The organism is Rathayibacter sp. VKM Ac-2929 (assembly GCF_022815495.1).
GTDB lineage: Bacteria > Actinomycetota > Actinomycetes > Actinomycetales > Microbacteriaceae > Rathayibacter > Rathayibacter festucae.
In genome coordinates this window covers 145424-163391 of sequence record NZ_JALGRV010000003.1, presented here as the reverse complement: position 1 = coordinate 163391, position 17968 = coordinate 145424, and the positions used below count along the sequence as shown (strand labels likewise).

Sequence of the window (17968 nt, the reverse complement as noted above, 5' to 3'; positions counted from 1 at the left end):
CATGTCCGGAACCTGAAAGTGCTCTTCGTTCATGAGGACGTATATAAAGGTCGATGCTTGCGTATAGAAAGACATCCATCCGCGGAAAGACGGGGAATCGAAGATGGCGGAGATCAGCTGATCCGGCGGGGAATCACTCAATTGGCGCCGGACTTGAATTCGGCGCCCTCTCTCCTGTTACACTCACCGCTCGGTCACCCCGCAGCAGTCCCCGTTCACCGTGCGGATGAGCAGGTTGTGGCTTTGAGAATTCACATGTCCTGCCGTCGCGGACGTGTGGCGAGTGGATCCCGTTCCGGGCGCTCGTAGCCGATCCTCGAGATGGAACTGCAGTGATGAAAGAGACCCTCCCGTCCACGGACTCCCCCCTCAGGCCGAGCTCGCCCTGCCGCATCGATCGCCAGCGCTTCAGCGGTCCGGGCGCCGAGAAGGCGATCAGCGAGTGGATGGGAGTCGGTGAATTCCATCCGCGCAGTCGAGAGGCGTTCGAGGCGGAGTCGGAGCGAGTGGTCATCGATCAGGTGAGTGCTCAGCGGATGACCGCGCGCGCCAATTACTTCACCTCACCGGATTCGAGTTCCCTCGGATTCCCGAGAAGCAATCGCATCGAGATCGTGGCGCTGATCGAGGGCGAGTGCTTCATCTCCGTCGGCACTCAGCGCTATCGCCTCACGCGGGGCTCCATCGCCATCGCGGGCGGCGGTGAGCCGGTGTCCTCGGAGACCTACGACGTGACCGAGTGCATCTTCATCAGCATTCCGGTCGATCAGCTGAGCGAGCGCTTGCGGGCCTCCGTCCCGCTCTACGGGCTGGAGGTGATCTCGCCGCCGCGACTGATGCGCCTGTTCCAGACCCTCTCGCACGAGCTCGCCTCGCAGGACTCGATCTCGCCGGACGCGTTCCGCGCGCAGCTCGCGCAGCTGACCGGGTTGATCGAGGCGTCGCTCGCGAACCGGTCGCACCTCGCCGTCGGCGACCTCGATCGGATCAAGCTCTCCCGGGAGCACGTCGAGGGCTACGTGCGCGACCACCTCGCCCAGCGCGATCTCACCGTCGGCACCCTGGCCGAGGTCTTCCACACCAGTCCCCGCACGATCCACCGGCTCTTCGCGAGCGACGGACCGACCCTCTCCGAGTACATCCGGACCAGTCGCCTGACGGCACTCGCCGCGGAGATCAGCGCGGCCGACAACCCGGACGGCTTCGAGGTGCTCGCCGCACGGTGCGGACTGCACGAGTACGTGACCGCCGCCCGGCTGTTCCGCAAGGAGTACGGCCTGACCATGCGCCAGTTCTGGAAGGCGTACCGCCTGCGCTGAGGCTCGCGGCGCACCTCGGGCTCGTAGAATCACCCTCGGCTCGCCGGAACGCCGCGATCGTGCGTGCCGGAGCCGATCTCGCGAGCCGAGGGTGGGGGCCGGAGCATGACGAAGGGCCGCCTGCGCGTGCTGCTGGGAGCGGCGCCCGGCGTCGGCACGACGTCCACGATGCTCGAGGAGGGCGGCCGGCTCGCCGCCGAGGGCCGCGACGTCGTGATCGCGGTCGTCGAGACGCACGGCCGCGCCGAGACCGCCGCGAGGATCGCGGGCCTCGAGGTCGTCCCGCGGCGCGCGGTCCTGCACCGCGGTGCGCGACTCGAGGAGATGGACCCGGCGGCGGTGCTCGCCCGCCGACCGGACATCGCGCTGGTCGACGAGCTCGCGCACACCAACGCTCCCGGCTCGTCGCACCGGAAGCGCTGGGAGGACGTGGCGGAGCTCCTCGACGCCGGTATCACCGTGCTCACGACCGTCGACATCCAGCACATCGCCTCGCTGAACGACGTCGTCGAGGCGATCACCGGGGCGCGGCCGCACGAGACGATCCCCGACGCCGTGCTCCGCGCCGCCGACCGGATCGAGCTCGTCGACCTCGCTCCGCAGGCGCTGCGCGACCGGCTCGCCGCGGGCCGCGTCTTCCCGCCCGAGCGGATCGACGCCGAGCTCTCGCACCGCTTCCGCCTCGGCACGCTCACCGCGCTGCGCGAGCTGGCACTGCTCTGGCTCGCGGACGAGGTGGACAGTGCGCTCCGCGACTACCGCGGCGAGCACGGCATCGACAGCACCTGGGCCGCCCGCGAGCGCGTGGTCGTGACGCTGACCGGCGGCTCGGAGGGCGAGACTCTGCTGCGCCGCGGTGCGCGGATCGCCGCGCGCGCCTCCGGCGGCGACCTGCTGGCCGTGCACGTGCTGACGCCGGACGGACTGCGGACGCCGCGGCCCGAGGTGCTCGCGGCGCAGCGCGCGCTCGTCGAGTCGCTCGGCGGCAGCTACCACCAGGTGGTCGGCGAGGACGTGCCGCGCACGCTCGTCGCGTTCGCCCGCTCCGTGGACGCCACGCAGCTGGTGCTCGGCGTGAGCCGGCGCAGCCGCCTCGCCGCGGCGCTCACTCCGGGGATCGGCGCGACCGTGATCCGCGAGTCGGGCGACATCGACGTCCACATCGTCAGCCATTCGGCCGCCGGTCGCGCGGCGGTGCTGCCGCGCCTCGGCGGAGCGCTGACGCTGCGGCGCCGGCTGCTCGGCACGGCCCTCGCGCTGGTCGGCGGGCCGCTGGTCACCTGGCTGATGGCGAGCCTGCGGAGCGACGAGTCGATCACCAGCGACGTGCTCTCGTACCAGCTGCTCGTCGTGCTCGTCGCGCTGGTCGGCGGGCTCTGGCCCGCGCTGTTCGCGGCCGTCCTCTCAGGGCTGACCCTCGACTACTTCTTCGTCGATCCGCTCTACACCGTCTCCGTCGACGAGCCGCTGCACGAGCTCGCGCTCGCGCTCTACGTCCTGAACGCCGTGCTGGTCAGCGCCGTGGTGGACAGGGCGGCCCGGCGCTCCCGCGCGGCGAAGCGGTCCGGAGCCGAGGCGGAGCTGCTCGCGACGATCGCGGGCGGGGTGATCCGCGGCCAGGGTGCGCTGCAGGCGATCCTCGAGCGCGCGCGCGAGGCGTTCGGCCTCACCGGCGTCCGGCTGGTGCGGGACGGCACGGTGGTCGCCGCGGACGGCGAGCCGACGGCCGCGGGTGAGCCCGTGCGGATCCCGGTGGGCGCGCAGGCGGAGCTCGAGCTGCACGGCCGCGAGCTGGAGGGCAGCGAGCGGCGGCTGCTGCAGGTGGTCGCCGCGCAGCTCGACTCCGCGCTCGAGCGGGAGGCGCTGAGCGAGACGGCGAGCTCGCTGGCTCCGCTGGCCGAGACCGATCGGATGCGCAGCGCCCTGCTCTCGGCGGTCAGCCACGACCTGCGCCGGCCGCTGGCGGCCGCCACCGCCGCCGTCTCGGGGCTGCGCTCGCGCGACGTGGAGTGGAGCGAGGGCGACCGGGCGGAGCTGCTCGCGACCGCGGACGAGAGCCTCACCACCCTGGGCGCGCTGGTCACCGACCTGCTCGACGTGACCCGGCTCGAGGCGGGAGTGCTCGCCGTGTCGCTCGCGCCGCTGGACGCGGCCGATGTCGTGCTGCCCGCTCTCGACGAGCTGGGGCTCGGCCCGGGGGAGGTCGACCTCGACCTGGATCCGGCCGGGCCGGAGCTGCTCGCCGACGGCGTGCTGCTGCAGCGGGTCGTGGTGAACCTCCTGGCGAACGCGGTGCGCTACGCGCCGCAGGGGACGCGGGTGCGGGTGTCGACCAGCGTCTTCGGCGGCACGGCGCAGCTCCGGATCGTCGACCACGGCCCCGGGATCGCGCCCGAGCGCCGGGAGGAGGTCTTCGTGCCGTTCCAGCGCCTGGGTGACGACGACAACATGACCGGGCTGGGGCTGGGGCTCGCGCTGTCGAAGGGGTTCACCGAGGGGATGGGCGGGACGCTCGAGGCCGAGGACACCCCGGGCGGCGGGCTGACGATGGTGGTGACGCTGCCGGTGGCGGCGGACGACGCGGCCGCCCGGACCGATGCCGCCGAGACCGATGCCGCCCAGACCGATGCCGCCGAGCGGCGCGCCGCGGGAGCCGATGCTTCGGGAGGAGCCGCATGAAGATCCTGATCGCCGACGACGACCCGCAGATCCTGCGCGCGCTGCGGATCACCCTGACCGCCCGCGGCTACGACGTGGTCACCGCGGGCGACGGGACCGAGGCGATCAACCGCGCCATCGACGAGCGGCCGGACGTCTACATGATCGACCTCGGCATGCCGCGGCTCGACGGGGTCGAGGTGATCCAGGCGCTGCGCGGCTGGACGAGCGCGCCGGTGCTGGTCGTCTCGGGGCGCACCGGGTCGGCGGACAAGGTCGGTGCCCTCGACGCGGGGGCCGACGACTACGTGACCAAGCCGTTCTCGATGGACGAGGTGCTCGCGCGCATCCGGGCCCTGTCGCGGCGCGTGCAGCCGGCCGAGGGCGAGCCGACGGTCAGGATCGGCGACGTGACCGTCGACCTCGCGGCGAAGAGCGCGATGCGCGACGGCGCAGCGGTGCGGCTCACGCCGACGGAGTGGCAGGTGCTGGAGATCCTCGTGCGGAACGCGGGCAAGCTGGTCACCCGGCGCTCACTGCTCGACGAGATCTGGGGGCCGACCCACGTGACCGACACCGGCTACCTCCGGCTCTACCTCGCGCAGCTCCGCAAGAAGCTCGAGCCCGATCCCGCGCACCCGCGGTTCCTGCTGACGGAGGCGGGGATGGGCTACCGCTTCGTGCCGGGCGAGGACGCGGCGGCGCGGTAGGCGCGCAGACGGACACCGGTCGGCCGCGATGCACAACCCGGCGCCGTCGGCCCTGCCGGGGCTGCGGAACGAGCTCTCGGTGACGGCGGATCTCGATACGCCCGCTGCGCGGGCTACTCGATCAGCATGGATCGCGGGGGCGCATCGAGACCCGTCCACCGTCGGTAGGCGTGACGGTGGATCACGAGACGCCCGCTGGGCGGGCTGCTCGATCAGCGTGCAGGGCGCTCGGGCTGCTGTCGGAGGCGCGGGGGACAATGGAGGGACCCCAGGAGAAGGAGACCACCGTGGATCAGCCGCGCATGAACGTCGAGTCGTTCAACCTCGATCACCGCACCGTCGCCGCGCCCTACGTGCGCCTGGCCGACGCGAAGACGCTTCCGGCCGGGGACCACCTCGTCAAGTACGACGTGCGCTTCACCCAGCCCAACCACGGCCACCTCGAGATGCCGACCGTGCACTCGCTCGAGCACCTGTTCGCGGAGAAGTCGCGCAACCACTCCGACCGCGTCGTCGACTTCTCGCCGATGGGCTGCCAGACCGGCTTCTACCTGATCCTGCAGGGCGAGCCCGAGCTCACCGAGGTGCTCGACCTGGTCGAGTCGACCCTCCGCGACATCACCGAGGCCACCGAGGTCCCCGCCGCCAACGAGACGCAGTGCGGCTGGGGCGCGAACCACTCGCTCGAGGGCGCCCAGGACGCGGCGCGCACGTTCCTCGCGGAGCGCGACCAGTGGGAGCAGGTCACCGCGTGAGCGCGGTCGAGGCGATCGTCCTCGTCGCGATGGACGAGGAGGCCGAGCCGTTCCTCGCGGCGGCGGGCGGCGCCCCGGAGCCCGTCGCCGTGGGCAACGCCCTGCAGTGGTCGATCGAGGTCGGCGGCCACCCGGTGCTGCTCGTGCGCACCGGCGTGGGGCTCGTGAACGCGGCCGGCGGGCTGACGGCGGCGGTCCTCCGGATCGGTGGCGCGCCGCTGGTGATCAGCGCCGGGTCGGCGGGCGGGCTCGGAGCCGAGGTGCGCGTCGGCGACGTGGTCGTCGGCGACGAGTACGTGCAGACCGATGCGGACGCGCAGGCGTTCGGCTACGCGATGGGGCAGGTGCCGGGGATGCCGGCGCGCTACTCCGGGCACGCGCCGGCGCTCGCCGTCGATCTCGACGCGGCGATGCCGGACGGCGCGGCGATCACGGTGCGGCGCGGGCTGATCGTCTCGGGCGACGTCTTCGTCTCGGGCGATCACGTCGCGCGGGTGCGCGGACTGTACGACGGGGCGCTGGCGACGGACATGGAGTCGGTCTCGCTCGCGCAGACCGCGTACGTGCACGGGCTGCCGTTCGTGTCGGTGCGCGGCATCTCGGACCTCTGCGAGCCCGGGTCGTTCGAGGCGCACGTGGACGACGCGGCGGACCGCTCGGCGGCCGTGGTGCGGGCGCTGCTGGACGCGGTGGGGTGATCCGCGGCGCGGGGCGGTCCGCGGAGCCGGTGTGCCGGGGGTGGTGGGTCTCGATACGCCCCTTCGGGGCTACTCGACCAGCATGAACGGAATGCCGCGCGTCCTCTCCCTCACGGACGAGACGCCGACCAGTGTGATGACAGCACTGCGGGGCTGCTCGATCAGCACGGGGGCAGCGACTCGTTCGGATCTCTTTCACGGGGATGTCGATATCGGCGGGCGCCGTTCGACGGGATAGTAGGAGGGCGCAGAGGGCGCCCGCGAATCCCGAGGAGACCACCGTGAAGTACATGCTGATCATGCGCGCGACCGATGCCGCGAAGGCCGCCTACGAGGCGATCCCGTTCGACGAGATCATCACCCGGATGGGGCAGTACAACGAGGCGATGATCACCGCCGGCGTCCTGCTCGCCGGCGAGGGCCTCTCCGACGACGTCGCGACCTCCGGGTTCGTCGTCGACTTCTCCTCCGAGCCCGCCGCGATCACCGACGGCCCCTACGGCGAGACGCACGAGCTGTTCAACGGCTTCTGGATCATCCGGGTCTCCTCGAAGGAGGAGGCGAAGGAGTGGGCGCTGCGCTGCCCGCTCGTCCCCGGCAACACGCTGGAGGTGCGCCGCGTCACCGACGAGAGCGACTTCGCGGACTTCGCCGACAACGAGTACCTCCAGAAGGAGGCCGGCTGGCGCGAGGACGAGAAGGCCCGCGCCGAGAACGGCTGACATGACGCCGGCGCCTCCCGGGGAGGAGATCCGGGCGCGGGTCGACGCCGTCTGGCGGATCGAGAGCGCGCGCATCGTCGGGACGCTCGCGCGGGTGACGGGCGACGTCGGCCTGGCCGAGGACCTGGCGCAGGAGGCCCTGGTCGAGGCGCTCGAGCAGTGGCCCACGACCGGCGTCCCGCGCAACGCCGGGGCCTGGCTGACGGCCGTGGCGAAGCGGCGGGCGATCGACGGCTGGCGGCGGCGGACGGCGCTCGACGACCGCTACCGCCTCCTCGCCCGCACCCTCGAGGAGAGCGTCGACGACGAGTGGCGGCCGATCGAGGACGACGTGCTCCGGCTGGTCTTCACCGCCTGCCACCCCGTCCTCTCGCGGGAGGCGAGCATCGCGCTCACGCTGCGGCTCGTCGGCGGGCTCGGCACGGAGGCGATCGCCCGGCTGTTCCTGGTGCCGGTCGCGACCGTGCAGCAGCGGATCGTCCGGGCGAAGAAGTCGCTCGCGGCGTCGGGCGTGCCGTTCGAGGTGCCGGACCCGGCGGAGTGGCGGGCACGGCTCGACGCGGTGCTCGGGGTCGTCTACCTGATCTTCACGGAGGGCTACGCCGCGACGTCGGGCGATCGCTGGCTCCGCACGGAGGTGGCGGGGGAGGCGCTGCGGCTCGGGCGCGTGCTCGCCGCGCTGCTCCCGCGCGAGCCCGAGGTGCAGGGGCTGCTCGCCCTGATGGAGCTGCAGGCCTCGCGGTTCGCGGCGCGGACGGCGCCCGACGGCTCGCCGGTGCTGCTCGAGGACCAGGACCGCACCCGCTGGGACCGCGGGCAGATCGAGCGCGGCCGGGAGGCGCTGCGCCGCGCCGACCGCGTGGGCAAGGGCCGCGGGTCCTACGGGCTGCAGGCGGCGATCGCCGAGTGCCACGCGATCGCGCCGAGCGTCGCCGCGACCGACTGGGAGCGCATCGTGCTGCTGTACGAGATCCTCGGGCGGGTGTCGCCGAGCCCGGTCGTCGAGCTGAACCGCGCCGCCGCGGTGTCGATGGCGACCGGTCCCGCCTCCGCGCTGCTGATCGTCGACCGGCTCGCGTCCGAGGGTGCTCTGCGGGCCTCGCACCTGCTGCCGAGCGTGCGGGGCGAGCTGCTCGCGCGCCTCGGCCGGCGGGAGGAGGCGCGCGCCGAGCTCGCCGTCGCCGCCGAGCTCGCCGTCGCCGCCGCGCTGGCCGGCAACGAGCGCACCCGCGCCCTGCTGCTGGCGCGCGCCGCGTCGCTCTGACTCCGGCGCCCCGACTCCTCAGAAGTTGTCGTAGCGGGTGGTCGAGTACGACAACTCTCGGAGAGCGGAAGAAGTGACGGGAGTCGGGGGTGCACCCGCGGTCCGAAAGTTGTCGTCGCGGGTGGTCGAGTACGACAACTTCTGGAGAGTGCAGGGAGTGAGGGAGCGGAGGGGCGTCCCGGGCGCGCGGGTCAGCGCTCGGTGACGACGCCCGCCTCGACGTGCCAGTGGCGGGTCAGCTGCACGGTCTGGAGCATGCGGCGGTCGTGGGTGACCAGCAGCAGCGTGCCCTCGTAGGCCTCGAGCGCCTGCTCCAGCTGCTCGATCGCGGCGAGGTCGAGGTGGTTGGTCGGCTCGTCCAGCACGAGGAGGTTCGTGCCGCGCGCCTGCAGCAGCGCCAGGGCGGCGCGGGTGCGCTCGCCGGGCGAGAGCTCGCCGACGGGGCGCGAGACGTGGTCGGCCTTGAGGCCGAACTTGGCCAGGAGGGTGCGCACCTCGGCGGTCGGCCACTCCGGCACCAGCGCCTCGAAGGCGTCGGCGAGCGGGACGTCCGAGGCGAGCATCGCACGCGCCTGGTCGATCTCGCCGATGGCGACGCTCGCGCCCAGCGAGGCGCCGCCCTCCTCCGGAGCGGAGCGGCCCAGCAGCAGTGACAGGAGCGTCGACTTGCCGGCGCCGTTGGGGCCGGTGATGCCGATCCGGTCGCCGGCGTCGACCTGCAGCGAGACGGGGCCGAGGGTGAAGGTGCCGCGGCGGGCCACCGCTGCGTTCAGGGTCGAGACGACCGAGCTCGAGCGCGGGGCGCTGCCGATCGTGAAGGCGAGCTGCCACTCCTTGCGCGGCTCCTCCACCTCCTCGAGCCGGGCGATGCGGCTCTCCATCTGGCGGACCTTCTGGGCCTGCTTCTCGCTCGACTCGGCCGAGGCCTTGCGGCGGATCTTGTCGTTGTCGGGCGCCTTCTTCATCGCGTTGCGGACGCCCTGGCTCGACCACTCCCGCTGGGTGCGGGCGCGCGAGACGAGGTCCTCCTTCTTGTCCGCGAAGTCCTCGTACTTCTCGCGGCGCTGGCGGCGGGCGGTCTCGCGCTCCTCCAGGAAGGCGTCGTAGCCGCCGCCGTAGACGGTGGTGGTGCTCTGCGCGAGGTCGAGCTCGAGCACGCGGGTGACGCTGCGGGCGAGGAACTCCCGGTCGTGGCTGACGAGCACCACTCCGCCGCGCAGGCCGCGGACGAACGCCTCGAGCCGCTCGAGGCCGTCGAGGTCGAGGTCGTTGGTGGGCTCGTCGAGCAGCACGACGTCGAAGCGGGAGAGCAGGAGAGCGGCGAGGCCGACGCGGGCCGCCTGGCCACCGGAGAGCGAGGTCATCAGGGAGTCGGCGGAGACGCCGCCGGTGCGGCCCGTCGGGTCGAGGGCGAGGCCGAGGTCGGCGAGGACGACCGGGGTCCGCTCGTCGAGGTCGGCGGCGCCGCTCGCCAGCCAGCGGTCGAGGGCGAGCGCGTAGCGGTCGGCGATCCGACCGTCGGGGTCGGGCTCGGCCAGCGCGGAGGCGGCCGCATCGAGCTCGGCCGAGGTCTCCGCGGCGCCGGTGCGCCGGGCGATGTAGCCGGCGACGGTCTCGCCCTCGCGGCGCTCGTGCTCCTGCGGGAGCCAGCCGACGAACGCGTCGCCGGGCGCGAGCACGACGCTGCCCTCGAGCGGGGCGGTCTCGCCTGCGAGGATGCGCAGGAGGGTGGACTTGCCCGCTCCGTTCGCGCCGACGACGCCGACGACGTCGCCCGGGGCGACCGTGAGGTCGAGGCGGTCGAACAGGGTGCGGTGCGCATAGCCTCCGGAGAGGCCCTTGGCGACGAGGGTGGCGGTCACCGGTCCAGCGTAGGCGGGCGGGCCGCCGGCACCGGCCCCCGATCGCTAGACGCTCTGATTGCACGCGAGTCTAGGATGGCCGGATGAGCGAGACGACGGTCCGGGGCGGCGCCGGCTACTGGTACCCGGACGAGTCCTCGACGCGACGTGCCGTCGAGGTGCTCAGCGCGATGCGCAGGTACCGCGTCTCCGAGGTGGCGATGCGCCGCCGCACCCGCGAGAAGATGGCGATGGGCGAGACCGACCTGATCGCGATCCAGTTCCTGCTGCGGCGCCAGCGCGAGGGCGACCTCGTCAGCGCCAAGGATCTCGCCGCGCACCTCTCGATCTCCTCCGCGTCGACCACCGTGCTGATCGACCGGCTCGTTCGCAGCGGGCACCTGGTGCGGAAGCCGCACCCGAGCGACCGCCGCGGCATCGTCGTCGAGGCGACGGTCGACAGCGATCAGGAGGTCCGCGAGACGCTGCAGGAGATGCACCGCCGGATGCTCGAGATCGCGGAGGACCTCGACGCGGGCGAGGCCGAGGTCGTCGTCAACTTCCTCCGCCGGATGGGCGCCGCGGTCGACGAGATCGACGCCGCCGCAGACGACGAACTCGAGAAGTAGCTAGACCTTCTAGTAAAGAGCCGGACTAGGGATAGGCTGGCGTCATGGGTCAATTCCTCTACGGCACACCGCCGGCCGTGATCGAGATCGAGGACCGCACCCTCGCCCACCTGCAGATCGTCGTCTACGCGAAGTTCCGGCGCGACGAGCGCTTCAGCCTCACCCTCGACTCGATGCCCGAGGGGGCGCGCGGTCGCCACTCGTTCTGGATGAACCCGAACATCGCGCTGCAGTTCCACTTCGCCGGTAGCCGCCAGCCCACGATCAACCCGTCCTGGGTCGAGGTGCTGATGGACGCGGCGAACGGCGGCGGCGGGCTGCGGCTGCTGCCCGAGCCGCACGCCTGATCCGCGCCGCACGCCTGCTTCCGAGCGTCGTCCGGCATCGCCGCGCCCTGCACGTCTCCTAGGGTGGATCCGTGCGCCCGGGGGTGGGCGCGACGAGGGGGAGCACATGCGCGCACGAGTTCTGGGAGGCGCACTGCTCGCGCTGGTGGCCGCGGGGGTGCTCGCCGGCTGCTCGGCGCCGGCTCCGGCGCCCACGGTGACGGTCTACGCCACGGCGACGCCGACTCCCGATCCGACCGTCACGGCCGCCCTTCCGCAGTCGACCGCCACGGTGTTCGTGCCGGTGCCGGAGGCGACCGTCACCTTCACCCCGAACGACGTGCCCGTGATCCCCGAGACGGCGTTCGCCGTCGACAACGGCGCGATCCCGGGAGCGAGCGGGGAGCCGACGACGAACGCCGCGGGGGACATCGTGACCTACACCGTGGTCGAGGGCGACTCGTTCTTCGACATCGCCCAGCGCTTCGGGATCCCCGTGCAGCAGCTCCTGCGGATGAACCCCGGGGTCGCGGGGGCGGGCGAGGCGGTCTACATCGGCAACGTCATCAACCTCGACGCGAACTACCTGGGCTGACCGCCGGCGCCGGTCCGATCGCCGGCGGGGCGCCGGGCGCTACTCCGACTTCGGCAGCAGGTGGAAGGCGAGCGCGAGCGACGCCGAGATCATCAGGATCCCGCCGAAGAAGAGGAAGCCGGCGAGATCGGGCAGCAGGAACGAGTTGCCGAGCACCAGGATGCCGCCGAGGAACAGCACGAAAGAGAGGACGACGCCCAGACCAGTCATGCCCTCATCGTACGGGGCGCGGGGCGCGAAGGGCGCCCGGCCTCAGGGCAGCAGGAGCGCTCGCAGCTCGTCCGCGCCGGAGGCCACCGCGATCGTGCCGACCGCCTCGAGCGGGGAGCCGTAGCCCCACTCGACCATGATCGTCGGCACCCCGTGCGCGGCGGCACCGTGCACGTCGTGCTCGCGGTCGCCGACCATGACGGGCGTCGAGAGGTCGACGCCGATCTCGCGGAGGCGGCGCAGCGCCTCCTCGACGACGTCCGCCTTCGCGCTGCGGACCTCGTCCTCGGAGGCGCCGCAGATGATCGTGAAGTGCTGCGCGAGGCCGTAGTGCTCGAGGACCCGGCGCGCGGCGGACTCCGGCTTCGAGGTGGCGAGCGAGAGCGGGATGCCGGCGGCGGCGATGCCCGCCAGCAGCTCCGGCAGACCGGGGTAGACGCTGGAGTCGAAGAGGCCGCCCGCGTTGTAGCGACGGCGGTAGACGACGAGGGCGGCCTGCGCCTCGTCGACGCTCATCCCGCCGAGCTCGAGGAACGCGTCGAGCAGCGGCGGTCCGACGTAGGCGAGCAGCTCGACGGGCGTGGGCACCGGGCGGCCGAGCTCGACGAAGGTGTCGACGAGGGTGCCGGTGATGCCGGGCGCCGAGTCGGTGATCGTGCCGTCGAGATCGAAGAGGATGCAGCTCCAGGTCGCCTCGATGCCGGGCTGCGCGTCGGGCGCGAGAGTGGTGTCGGACATGGCGGGCTCCTGCCCTCGGAGGGACGTCGTGATCCCGGCGGTGTGCCCCGTCGGGGGGAACACTCTACGGTGCCGGGGCGTCGAGGGACTGCTCGATGAACGACCGGGCGACGACCTGGGCGATCGAGCCGGCGTCGAGCTGGACGGCGACGAAGTCGGCGGTGCGGATCAGTGCGAACGCCTCGCGGCCGGGCAGGACCAGCATCTGCACGCGCGGGTGCTGCTGCCGGGGGACGGCGGCGCGCAGCTCGTCGGTCGAGGTGAACAGCGGGAGCACCTGCTCGCCGGTGGTCGTCGCGACCACGCGCACGTGCGGCACGCCACCGGGCTGCGAGCCGGTCACATCGACGACGAGCGAGCCCTCGAGGCAGGCGGCCAGGAGGCGCTCGACCCCCTCCGCGGTCGCGTCGGCGACCAGTGCCTCGAGCGCTTCGCGGGCCGCCGTGTTGCGGTACGGGCCGGGTCGCGACGGGCGGGCAGGGGGTCCGTTCCTCCGGGGCATGTCTTCACGGTATCCGGGTTCGCGCCATCTCTCGAATCTGTCGCGACAATCGCGCGCATTCGATGTCCGAGTGCGCTATACGACGGATGCCGGGGAGATGAGCCGATTCTCAGGCCGATTGCGACGCTTATCCTGAGTATCGGCGCAGATGACGACGGAGAATCGGACGAATGGCGCCGATAAGTGCTCGACCGCCGACAGGAGGGGGTAATGTCTCCTCCTGTCAGTGACATCCAGGAGGAAAAGTGGCCCAGAAGATCACGCTTGTCGACGATATCGACGGAACCCCTATCGACTCCGGGGACGGCGGCACCGTCCGCTTCAGCATCGACGGAGCCAACTACGAGATCGACCTCGGTCCGGACAACATCGCCGAGCTGCACTCCGTGCTCGAGAAGTTCGTCTCGAACGGCCGCCGCGTCGGCTCGCGCCCCGCTGCCGCCACGTCGGTCGCCTCGGCGTCGAAGAGCGACCCCAAGCAGCTGAAGGCCGTCCGCGAGTGGGCGAACGCCAACGGACACCAGGTGTCCGACCGCGGTCGCATCCCCGCCGAGGTCCAGGCGGCCTACGCCGCCGCTCACAAGTAGAGCCGCGCCGGGCGCACCGAGAGGTCGCGCCCGCATCGTCGAAAGGCCCCGTCGATCCGTCGACGGGGCCTTTCGCGTGCTGTTCTCCGCGACCGCTCGTGGATTCTCGCAGAGCCCCTGGAAAGGGGGACGCGAGCGCTAGAAGAGGCGCGTGTGCGAATCGTCGACGCCGCGCATCGACTCGTAATCGAGCACGACGCAGCGGATTCCGCGGTCTTGCGCGAGGGTCCTCGCCTGCGGCTTGATCTCCTGCGCCGCGAAGACTCCGGTGACCGGAGAGAGGTGCGGATCGCGATTCATCAGCTCGAGATAGCGGGTCAGCTGCTCGACGCCGTCGATCTCTCCTCGGCGCTTGATCTCGACCGCCACGGAGGCGCCGCTCGAATCGCGGGCGAGGATGTCGACCGGTCCGATCGCCGTCATGTACTCGCGCCGGACGAGGGTGTGGCCCTCGCCGAGCAGATCGATCTGCTCGGCCAGCAGGCGCTGCAGGTGCGCCTCGACGCCGTCCTTGATCAGGCCGGGATCGACGCCGAGCTCGTGCGCCGAATCGTGCAGGACCTCGTGGATCGAGACGACCAGGGCGTCGCCGGTCTTGCGGTGCGTGACCGTCCACTGCTCGTGGACGCCGGCCGCCCGGGCGTCCTCGTCGGGCTCGCCGGTGCTGAGGATGCACGGGGGGCTCATCCAGTTCAGCGGCTTGTAGGAGCCGCCGTCCGAGTGCACGAGGACGCTGCCGTCGGCTTTGACCAGCAGCAGTCGGGTGGCGAGGGGGAGGTGGGCGCTGAGACGGCCGGTGTAGTCGACGGAGCAGCGCGCGATGACGAGACGCACCCGTCGAGGATAGACGGGGGCGGTCGGGAGCGGTCGGACGGGTGGGTCTCGATACGCCCCTGCGGGGCTGCTCGACCAACATGAGAGGGTCCGGTTGCGGAGCTGGGCGACAAGCATGAAGTGGATTCATGCTGATCGAGTAGCCCTCGCAGAGGGCGTATCGAGATCCGGCGATGTCGGCAGGGCGGAGTGCAGGCTCGTCGTGCTGGGGCGGTGGGTCTCGATACGCCCCTGCGGGGCTGCTCGACCAGCATGAAGCGGGCCCCTCCGGGGTCGGCGCGCGTCAGGCCATGCGGAGGACGTTGCCGGTGACGCGGCGGCCGGCGGGGGAGACGAGGTAGGAGACGAGGTCGGCGACCTCGTCGGGGCGGGCGACGTCGAAGAAGGCGTCGTTCGCGGCGACGGCGGCGTGGACGTCGTCGGTGACCCAGCCGGTGTCGGTGACGGGCGGGTGGACCGCGTTGGCGGCGACGCCGAGCGGGCTGAGCTCGAGCGAGGCGGAGATCGTGTAGTTCACGAGGGCGGCCTTGGCGGCGCCGTAGGAGACCTCGCCGGGGAAGCCGCGCTCGCCGCCCGAGGTGAGCGTGACGATCCGGCCGCCGTGGCCGCCGCGGCGCTCCAGCCGCTCGGCGAGCTCGGCGATCAGCAGTGCGCCGGCGCGGGCGTCGATGTCGAGCACCCGGTCGATGCTCGCGGCGTCGACGCGGCGCTGGGGGCGGCCCATCCAGTCGTTCGGGCGGGTGCGGAAGGTGTCGATGACGGAGCCGGTGGCGTTGTGCACGAGGACGTCGACCGGGCCGAGCGACTCCTCCGCGGCGTCGAGGAGCAGGGCGGCGGAGGCGGCGTCGCGCAGGTCGGCGGAGACGGCGCGGGCGCGGCCGCCGGCGGCGCGGATCCGCTCGGCGACCTGCTCGCCGTCGGTGCGGTGGGCGAGACGCTGGCGCTCCGGCTCGTACTCCGGCAGCTCCTCGGCGAGGAAGGCGACCAGCACGGACAGACCGTCGGCGGCGAGGCGCTCGGCGATCGCGGCGCCGATGCCGTGGTTCGCCCCGGTGACGACGGCGACGCGGCAGGGCTCGAGGCCGGGGGCGCTCATGCTCGCGCGCCGTCCTGCACGCGCTCCGCGGGCTCCTTCTGCGGGCGGGCGGCGGGCGAGGCGAGCCCGGCGAGGACGACGAGCGCGAGCACCAGGAACAGCGCGTTGAGGAGGCCGAAGTGCTCGCCGAGGAAGCCGATCGCGGGCGGGCCGACCAGGAAGGCGACGTAGCCGAGCATCGCGACGGCACTGACCCGGGCCGCAGAATGCGGGCCCTCGGCCGCGGCGGACATGCCGACCGGGAAGCCGAGCGAGCAGCCCAGCCCCCAGGCGACCGCTCCGGCGATCACGAGGCCGTCGACCGGCGCGAGGATGAAGAGCAGGATGCCGACGATCGCCAGGCCGGCGGACGCGCGGAGCACGGGCACGCGGCCGAAGCGGTCGAGCACGGGGCCGCCGAGCACGCGGCCGACGGTCATCGCCGCGACGAAGACACCGAAGACGACGGCGGCGGTGGTCTTGTCGGTGCCGTGGCCGTCCACCATGGCGAGGGTCAGCCAGTCGTTGGCTGATCCCTCCGCGAAGGCCATGCCCAGCATGATCAGGCCGATCAGCACCAGGCGGCGGTCGCGCCAGACGCCGAGCGAGGCGGCGACGCGCTCGCGGACCGGCGCCTTCGCGACGACGGCGACCCCGGAGGTGTCGAGCTCGTCGCGCACGGGGACGAAGCGGATCGCGACGGAGACGGTGATCACCACGACGACGGCGACGCCCGAGAGGTGCGCGGCGACCGGCACGGCGAGCGCGGAGGCGGCGGCGCCGAGGATCGCGCCGAGGACGGTGCCGAGGCTGAAGAAGGCGTGGAAGAGCGGGAGCAGGGTCTTGCCGAAGGCCTTCTCGTTCGCAGAGCCCTCGACGTTCATCATCACGTCGACCGCGCCGTTGCCGAAGCCCAGCAGGACCATGCCCGCGAAGGCGAGGGGGAGTGCGCCGAACGCGTCCGCCGCGAGGCCCAGGAGCGCGAGACCGGAGGAGCAGACGACGAGTCCGGCGACCATGCCGCGGCGGGCGCCGAGGGCCGACATGATCGCGGTGGAGAGGCTGAGGCCGACGATCGCGCCGATCGACATCGAGAGGATCAGGAGGCCCACGCCGGAGGTGGGGAGCTGCAGCTCGTCGCGGATGGCGGGGGTGCGCGAGACCCAGGTCGCGATCGAGAGGCCGCTCAGCACGAAGATCGTGAAGACGGCGTTGCGCCACGCGATGAGCTGCGGGCGGCTGAGGGCGGAGGTCGAGGGCATGCGGGGTCCTGGCTGATCGCGGGGCGGTCGTGGGGGCCTGATCGACGATGATCGAATCGATTCGATGCGGGCCGGTCTAAGCTATCCGGAACGCCGGGACCGGTCAAGGACGGGTCGCCCGGCGCCGGCCCTCCGGGTCGGGGACGAGGAGCACCGTGGAGTCGAGCAAGGCCGTGGAGTCGAAGAGCGGCGGATCGCCGACGTCGCGCCCGACCCTCGCGCGGGTCGCGAGCCGGGCGGGCGTGTCGCCGTCGACGGCGTCGCTCGTGTTCAGCGGCTCCGGACCGGTCGCGGCGTCGACCCGCGAGCGGGTGCTGCAGGCCGCCGCCGAGCTCGACTACGCCGGACCGGATCCGCGGGCGCAGTCGCTCCGGCGTGGGCGCTCGGGGATCGTCGGGGTCGTCGTCGACGAGCGCGTGCTGCACGCCTTCCGCGACCCGATCAAGATCGCGATGCTCGACGGCATCGCCGACGTGCTCGGCGGGGCCGGCGCGGGCATCCTGCTGCTCACCGAGACCGAGGGCGGCTCGGGGCTGCTGGCGACGGCGCCGGTGGACGCGATGATCCTGGTCGGCTGCAGTCCCTCCGTCGACGACTCCGTGGCGGTGCTGCGGCGCCGCGGCGTGCCGGTCGTGGTGGTCGAGGGGGTCTCCGACCTCGGCGCTGCGGTCGTCTCCCTCGACAACCGGGAGGCGACCCGGACGCTGGCCGAGCATCTGCGGGACCTCGGGCACGAGCGCGTCGCCGTCGTCTCGCTGCCCTTCGCGAAGGACCGCCGCCGCGGCCCGATCCCGGCGGACTGGCGCTCGAGTCCGAGCATCACGGCGGTCGAGCGACTGCTGGGGGCGCAGGACGTGTTCGGCGACCTGGAGGTTGTGGCGGCGGGGGCGAGCACGGTCGACGAGGGGGTCGCCGCCGGGCGGGTGCTGCTCGATGCCGCCCAGCCGCCGACGGCCGTGATCGCGCAGAGCGATCTGCTGGCGGCCGGGGTCGTCCTCGCGGCCGAGCAGCTCGGGCTGCGGGTACCGGCCGAGGTGTCGGTGGTCGGCTTCGACGGAGTGCAGGTGCCGGGGCTCGCGGCCGAGTACGACCTGACGACGATGGTGCAGCCCGCGGTCGAGAAGGGCCGGGCCGCGGCCCGCGCCGTCCTCGCGCTGATCGCCGGCGACGAGGCCGAGCCGGTGCGCTTCACCTCCGTCTTCCATCTCGGCACCACGAGCGCGCCGCCGCGCTGACTCCCTCC

Annotated in this window: 19 protein-coding genes; 12 read left to right on the top strand and 7 right to left on the bottom strand. The window is 72.6% G+C overall.

Features of this window, described 5'->3' with window-relative positions:
• Positions 1–335 precede the first annotated feature (335 nt).
• The 7 genes from MT355_RS09870 to MT355_RS09840 all read left to right on the top strand — a co-directional run bounded on the left by MT355_RS09870 (position 336) and on the right by MT355_RS09840 (position 8126).
• Positions 336–1319, top strand: coding sequence for a hypothetical protein (locus MT355_RS09870; RefSeq protein WP_308197337.1), 984 nt, complete (start codon positions 336–338; stop codon positions 1317–1319).
• 105 nt (positions 1320–1424) lie between these two features.
• Positions 1425–3998, top strand: coding sequence for an ATP-binding protein (locus MT355_RS09865; RefSeq protein ID WP_243599393.1), 2574 nt, complete (start codon positions 1425–1427; stop codon positions 3996–3998).
• Positions 3995–4687 (top strand): response regulator, encoded by a 693-nt coding sequence (locus tag MT355_RS09860; protein ID WP_243599392.1) that lies wholly within the window; start codon positions 3995–3997, stop codon positions 4685–4687. The genes MT355_RS09865 and MT355_RS09860 overlap by 4 nt, the downstream gene beginning before the upstream one ends.
• A gap of 257 nt (positions 4688–4944) precedes the next feature.
• On the top strand, positions 4945–5442 hold the full coding sequence (locus tag MT355_RS09855; protein WP_374204652.1) for an S-ribosylhomocysteine lyase: 498 nt from the start codon (positions 4945–4947) through the stop codon (positions 5440–5442).
• Positions 5439–6140 (top strand): 5'-methylthioadenosine/S-adenosylhomocysteine nucleosidase, encoded by a 702-nt coding sequence (mtnN, locus tag MT355_RS09850; RefSeq protein ID WP_243599391.1) that lies wholly within the window; start codon positions 5439–5441, stop codon positions 6138–6140. The genes MT355_RS09855 and mtnN overlap by 4 nt, the downstream gene beginning before the upstream one ends.
• Positions 6141–6421: 281 nt before the next feature.
• Positions 6422–6862 (top strand): YciI family protein, encoded by a 441-nt coding sequence (locus MT355_RS09845; RefSeq protein WP_243599390.1) that lies wholly within the window; start codon positions 6422–6424, stop codon positions 6860–6862.
• A gap of 1 nt (position 6863) precedes the next feature.
• The gene (locus MT355_RS09840) at positions 6864–8126 is read left to right on the top strand and encodes an RNA polymerase sigma factor (protein WP_243599389.1); all 1263 of its coding nucleotides are present in this window, start codon (positions 6864–6866) and stop codon (positions 8124–8126) included.
• 191 nt (positions 8127–8317) lie between these two features.
• Here MT355_RS09840 and MT355_RS09835 read toward each other — a convergent pair whose 3' ends face one another.
• The gene (locus MT355_RS09835) at positions 8318–9988 is read right to left on the bottom strand and encodes an ABC-F family ATP-binding cassette domain-containing protein (protein WP_243599388.1); all 1671 of its coding nucleotides are present in this window, start codon (positions 9986–9988) and stop codon (positions 8318–8320) included.
• Between the two features lie 83 nt (positions 9989–10071).
• Here MT355_RS09835 and MT355_RS09830 point away from each other — a divergent pair, with 83 nt between their 5' ends.
• The 3 genes from MT355_RS09830 to MT355_RS09820 all read left to right on the top strand — a co-directional run bounded on the left by MT355_RS09830 (position 10072) and on the right by MT355_RS09820 (position 11517).
• On the top strand, positions 10072–10596 hold the full coding sequence (locus tag MT355_RS09830) for a MarR family winged helix-turn-helix transcriptional regulator (protein ID WP_243599387.1): 525 nt from the start codon (positions 10072–10074) through the stop codon (positions 10594–10596).
• 44 nt (positions 10597–10640) lie between these two features.
• Positions 10641–10943 carry an ATP-dependent DNA ligase gene (locus MT355_RS09825; protein WP_123447216.1) on the top strand — a complete coding sequence of 101 codons (303 nt, stop codon included), beginning with the start codon at positions 10641–10643 and terminating at the stop codon, positions 10941–10943.
• Positions 10944–11049: 106 nt separating this feature from the next.
• Positions 11050–11517, top strand: coding sequence for a LysM domain-containing protein (locus MT355_RS09820; RefSeq protein ID WP_243599386.1), 468 nt, complete (start codon positions 11050–11052; stop codon positions 11515–11517).
• Between the two features lie 39 nt (positions 11518–11556).
• Here the strand turns inward: MT355_RS09820 and MT355_RS09815 are convergent, their stop codons facing one another.
• From MT355_RS09815 to MT355_RS09805, 3 genes are all read right to left on the bottom strand, one after another.
• The gene (locus tag MT355_RS09815; RefSeq protein WP_164874567.1) at positions 11557–11727 is read right to left on the bottom strand and encodes a hypothetical protein; all 171 of its coding nucleotides are present in this window, start codon (positions 11725–11727) and stop codon (positions 11557–11559) included.
• A gap of 42 nt (positions 11728–11769) precedes the next feature.
• Positions 11770–12465, bottom strand: coding sequence for an HAD hydrolase-like protein (locus MT355_RS09810; protein ID WP_243599385.1), 696 nt, complete (start codon positions 12463–12465; stop codon positions 11770–11772).
• 64 nt (positions 12466–12529) lie between these two features.
• On the bottom strand, positions 12530–12967 hold the full coding sequence (locus tag MT355_RS09805; RefSeq protein WP_123447212.1) for an SseB family protein: 438 nt from the start codon (positions 12965–12967) through the stop codon (positions 12530–12532).
• A 245-nt stretch (positions 12968–13212) separates the two neighbouring features.
• Here MT355_RS09805 and MT355_RS09800 point away from each other — a divergent pair, with 245 nt between their 5' ends.
• On the top strand, positions 13213–13554 hold the full coding sequence (locus tag MT355_RS09800; RefSeq protein ID WP_123447211.1) for an Lsr2 family protein: 342 nt from the start codon (positions 13213–13215) through the stop codon (positions 13552–13554).
• Between the two features lie 138 nt (positions 13555–13692).
• Here MT355_RS09800 and nucS read toward each other — a convergent pair whose 3' ends face one another.
• The 3 genes from nucS to MT355_RS09785 form a co-directional block, all read right to left on the bottom strand.
• Entirely contained in the window at positions 13693–14388 is a 696-nt protein-coding gene (gene nucS, locus MT355_RS09795) for an endonuclease NucS (RefSeq protein ID WP_123706083.1), read from the bottom strand.
• Positions 14389–14671: 283 nt separating this feature from the next.
• Positions 14672–15484 (bottom strand): SDR family NAD(P)-dependent oxidoreductase, encoded by an 813-nt coding sequence (locus tag MT355_RS09790; protein WP_243599384.1) that lies wholly within the window; start codon positions 15482–15484, stop codon positions 14672–14674.
• A complete protein-coding gene (locus tag MT355_RS09785) occupies positions 15481–16725 on the bottom strand; it encodes a sugar MFS transporter (protein WP_243599383.1) in 1245 nt (414 codons plus the stop codon). Before MT355_RS09785 ends, MT355_RS09790 begins: the two co-directional genes overlap by 4 nt.
• Positions 16726–16880: 155 nt before the next feature.
• On the opposite strand from MT355_RS09785, the gene MT355_RS09780 reads away from it, so the two are divergent.
• Positions 16881–17960 (top strand): LacI family DNA-binding transcriptional regulator, encoded by a 1080-nt coding sequence (locus tag MT355_RS09780; RefSeq protein WP_243599382.1) that lies wholly within the window; start codon positions 16881–16883, stop codon positions 17958–17960.
• Positions 17961–17968: the final 8 nt, after the last annotated feature.